This window comes from Ensifer sp. (assembly GCF_035999185.1).
Lineage (GTDB): Bacteria > Pseudomonadota > Alphaproteobacteria > Rhizobiales > Rhizobiaceae > Ensifer.
Genome location: NZ_DASYHB010000009.1, coordinates 1 through 4,116 on the forward strand (window position 1 = coordinate 1; position 4,116 = coordinate 4,116).

6 protein-coding genes are annotated in these 4,116 nt (G+C 61.8%); 3 read left to right on the forward strand and 3 right to left on the reverse strand.

Features of this window, described 5'->3' with window-relative positions; genetic code table 11:
* Positions 1 to 84: 84 nt before the first annotated feature.
* Positions 85 to 537, reverse strand: coding sequence for a TIGR02301 family protein (locus VGO04_RS00400; RefSeq protein WP_327493978.1), 453 nt, complete (start codon positions 535 to 537; stop codon positions 85 to 87).
* Complete coding sequence (locus tag VGO04_RS00405; protein ID WP_327493979.1) at positions 534 to 1,004, reverse strand: NUDIX hydrolase; 471 nt, start codon at positions 1,002 to 1,004, stop codon at positions 534 to 536. The genes VGO04_RS00400 and VGO04_RS00405 overlap by 4 nt, the downstream gene beginning before the upstream one ends.
* Before the next feature lie 61 nt (positions 1,005 to 1,065).
* Here VGO04_RS00405 and VGO04_RS00410 point away from each other — a divergent pair, with 61 nt between their 5' ends.
* Positions 1,066 to 1,836 carry an SOS response-associated peptidase gene (locus VGO04_RS00410; RefSeq protein WP_327493980.1) on the forward strand — a complete coding sequence of 257 codons (771 nt, stop codon included), beginning with the start codon at positions 1,066 to 1,068 and terminating at the stop codon, positions 1,834 to 1,836.
* Positions 1,837 to 1,854: 18 nt separating this feature from the next.
* Here VGO04_RS00410 and VGO04_RS00415 read toward each other — a convergent pair whose 3' ends face one another.
* Positions 1,855 to 1,998, reverse strand: a complete 144-nt coding sequence (locus VGO04_RS00415) for a hypothetical protein (protein ID WP_327493983.1) — start codon at positions 1,996 to 1,998, stop codon at positions 1,855 to 1,857.
* A gap of 409 nt (positions 1,999 to 2,407) precedes the next feature.
* Between VGO04_RS00415 and cysS the strand changes: the two genes are divergently transcribed.
* Complete coding sequence (gene cysS, locus VGO04_RS00420; protein ID WP_327493981.1) at positions 2,408 to 3,799, forward strand: cysteine--tRNA ligase; 1,392 nt, start codon at positions 2,408 to 2,410, stop codon at positions 3,797 to 3,799.
* Between the two features lie 38 nt (positions 3,800 to 3,837).
* Positions 3,838 to 4,116: VOC family protein (locus tag VGO04_RS00425; protein ID WP_327493982.1), on the forward strand; the 279-nt coding region annotated here is incomplete at its 3' end.

Sequence of the window (4,116 nt, forward strand, 5' to 3'; positions counted from 1 at the left end):
GCCACTTCTTACCACTCTCTTAACGAACTTAGCAGCCTTTTCCCGAAACGACACGGGGTCGTGAGAAAAGAGGTTAATTTATTGCTAATTTCCAAAGCGGGCGACGATTTCTGACGCAAGTGTTGCGCCTTCGGCACGATATCGCTGCTCAGCGACGATCGCCGGCCCGGTGCAGGCCGTGTAAACAGATGCAAAGGTGCGATACCCACGGTTGAAAGCAGCCGTCATTCGCTCGCGTCGTTTGACCTCGTTGGCGGTTTCCTTGTCGATCAATTCCTGCATGGAACGCCGCCAAACATCCTCCGGTTCCTTGATGCAGAGGTTTCGCAGGTAGTGCACGGAACCCAAAATCTCCGAAAGCCGAATCAACCTCTGGTCGTATGGGGTCGACTTTTCCTCGACGGCGACAGGTGCCGGAGCCGTGGTTTCGACCTTTGCGGGCTCTTTCGTCGGCGTTTTTTGCGCTGCAGCGCCGGTCGCTGCGGTCACGACGAGGCCGGCAACGGCCAGTCTTGCAAGGAGCGGGGCGATGATCATGATTTCATCAAGCTCGAATTGGCGGCGGATTCAAGGCTGAAGTCTGCCGTCGCCGATTCGCCGTCGCCGCGCGCCAGTCTTTCCACGCATTCTCGCACGCTGTCGGGGATCGGCAGGGCGAAGATCTCGTCGGGCGTGAACCAGCCAAGCCCGGCGGCGTCGTCGCTGGCGATGGCAACCGCGTCTTTATCGGCTTCGGCCTTGAAGACAGACAGCAGGAAATGCCGTCCCTCCGATTCCTTGCCGGGCAGGTCGTAGGTTTCAAACAGAACGGGGTTGCGCGCCCCGATGCCGGTCTCTTCCAGAAGCTCCCGCAACGCGGTTTCCGCCGGCGTTTCGCCAGGTTCTGCGCGTCCGCCCGGAAAGGCGTACATATCGGCCGAGGGCGGGTTGGCCCTGCGAACGAGCAAATAGCGTCCGTCGCGTTCGAGAATGACGGAGGAGGCAAGTTCAGGTCTGGTCGGCATCTGGGAATCAAATCGTCTCGGTAGCGTTGACCCATCCTACGTGAAGTGCCACATCGATGTCATGTGCGGACGTTTTGCGCTGACGGCGACACCGGAAGAATTGATGGAGTTGTTCGGCTTGCTGGAGAGCGAAGACTTTCCGGCGCGCTTCAACATCGCGCCAACCCAGCCGATCATGGTCGTCGTTTCCGGCGAGCGGGCCAGGCCCGGAAGCAATCTGCCGGAGCGCAAGGCCGTCCTCGTGCGGTGGGGCTTCATGCCTGGCTGGGTCAAGGACCCGCGTGATTTTCCGCTGCTGATCAATGCCCGGGCCGAATCGGCAATCGAGAAGGCGTCGTTTCGCGCCGCCATGCGGCATCGCCGCGTGCTGGTGCCGGCCTCCGGCTTCTACGAGTGGCGCCGGCCGCCGAAAGGGAGCCGCGAGCCCTCGCAGGCCTATTGGGTGCGTCCGCGCAAGGGCGGCATTGTCGCCTTCGCCGGCCTGATGGAGACCTGGTCTTCGGCTGATGGCTCTGAAGTCGATACGGCCGCCATCCTGACAACGGCGGCCAATGCGTCGATCCGGCAGATCCACGACCGTATGCCTGTTGTCATTGAGCCCGAGGATTTCGCCCGCTGGCTGGACTGCAGAACGCAGGAGCCGCGTGAGGTTGCCGATCTCTTCGGCCCTGTGGCCGACGACTACTTCGAGGCGATCCCGGTGTCCGACAAGGTCAACAAGGTCGCCAATTCCGGTCCCGATATCCAGGCAGAGGTAACGCCGGCTGCGGACACCCAGCCGAAGGACCGGAGCAAGCCGGCAGCCGACGACGGCCAGATGTCCCTGTTTTAAGGGAATAGCCCGGAAAGATCAGGCGGGGCGCTTGGCGAGCTTGGTCGCCGGCTTCGCCTTTAGCTGCAGCGCTGCGGCGAGCACGGCCTTCAGGCCGAGCGGGCGGTACTGTTCGACGAGATTGGCGGATTTCACGGCGTCTTTGGTCTTTGCGGCTTTCACTTGCACTCACTCCTTAATGCTTGCCTGAACCGGATACATGCCGTTTTCGTCATTCAGCGCGAAAACGGCGCTCCTCCCTGTTCTCCGGAAACAGGAACCCGTGGTGCAGAACCAACTACACCGCGAATCTGTTTTCCGCGTGGCGATCTCAGATAAGCCTAATCGTGACAAATCCATGACCGCCGATTCTGTTTCGATAGCCGACTGTGCTTGCATGCGGCTGACCTCTTGACCGGGCACGGGTGACGCGCGATAAGTGAGCCTATGAAAACGGTTACCTGCATTATCTGCCGGAAGATTATTCGCTAGCGTCCCGCTGGCCTGGCCGTTTTCGTCTCCTAAAATCCAAGATGATAAACGCGCGGGCCTCCCGGGCGCCGTGTTTTGACGGTCGTATGCGTATTGGAGAATGGGAATGGCGCCGACATTGAAGCTGTACAACACGCTGACGCGGGAAAAGGTCGAGTTTCGGCCGATCGACCCCAACAACGTCCGCATGTATGTCTGCGGCCCGACCGTCTATGACTATGCCCATATCGGCAATGCCCGGCCGGTCATCGTCTTCGATGTGCTGTTCCGGCTGCTGCGCCATGTCTATGGCGCGGAGCATGTGACCTATGCGCGCAACATCACCGACGTCGACGACAAGATCAACGCGCGGGCGCTGCGGGACTATCCGACGCTGCCGCTCAACGACGCGATCCGACGCGTGACCGAGAAGACCGAAACGCAGTTTCTGGCCGATGCCAACGCCCTTGGCAGCCTCGATCCGGATGTGCAGCCGCGGGCAACCGACAACATCGCTCAGATGATCGAGATCATCGAAAAGCTGATCGCCAAGGGCCACGCTTATCAGGCGGGCGGCGAGGTGCTGTTCGATACGAGGTCGATGGCCGACTACGGTCAGCTTTCAAAGCGCAACCTCGACGAACAGCAGGCGGGCGCCCGCGTTGCTGTGGAGGCGCACAAGAAGAACCCCGGCGACTTCGTGCTGTGGAAGCTCTCGGCCGAAAACGAGCCGGGCTGGGACAGCCCATGGGGCAGGGGGCGTCCAGGCTGGCACATCGAATGCTCGGCGATGAGCAGCCGCTATCTCGGCGAAGTCTTCGACATTCATGGCGGCGGGCTCGACCTGATCTTCCCGCACCATGAAAACGAGATTGCCCAGTCGCGCTGCGCCCACGGTACCGAAGTGATGGCGAATGTCTGGATGCACAATGGCTTCCTGCAGGTCGAAGGCCGCAAGATGTCCAAGTCCGAAGGCAATTTCGTCACCATTTACGAACTGCTGCATACCGAGAAGTTCGCCGGCCGCCAGTGGCCGGGCAACGTGCTGAGGCTCGCAATGCTGATGACGCATTATCGCGAGCCGATCGATTTCTCGGTGAAGCGGCTGGAAGAGGCAGAACACCTTCTGTCCAAATGGCCGGTGCCGGGTGAGGCGACGGGTGAGGCGGATCCGGCCATCGTTGCTGCACTCTCCGACGATCTCAACACGGTCGCAGCGGTTCAGGCGCTCCATGCTCTGGCCCAGAAGGCGGCGGCCGACCCGAAGCTGCTCGGCACTTTTGCGGCAAGCGCTGCGCTGATCGGCGTGGTGCCGGAGGCGGTCGAGCTGGACGAGGGGCTGGTGCGCGACATCGACGGCCGCGTGCGGGCCCGTCTTGAACTGCTGAAGGCGAAGAACTTCACTGAGGCCGACAAGATCCGCGACGACCTGTTGGCACGGGGTATCCAGCTCAAGGACGGCAAGGATCCGGCAACGGGCGAGCGCGTCACGACCTGGGACGTGAAGCGGTAGCTCAACCGTCGGCGAGGCGTGAAGGAGGAATTGGGGCGATGATCGACCATACAGGCATTCCGGTCACGGATTTCGATCGGGCGAAGTCGTTTTACGACGAGGCCTTTGCGACCCTTGGCGCCTCGCTCCTCATGATGGTGCCGGCGGAACATACCGGCGGCGCGAAGGTCGGCGGTTACGGGCGGGAACGGCCGGTCTTCTGGTTGCATGAGGCAGCGGCAGGCGCCGGCCGCCACTATGCCTTTGCGGCGCGAAGCCGGGCCGAAGTCGATGCGTTCTACGAGGCGGCGATTGCGGCAGGCGGGCGCGACAACGGC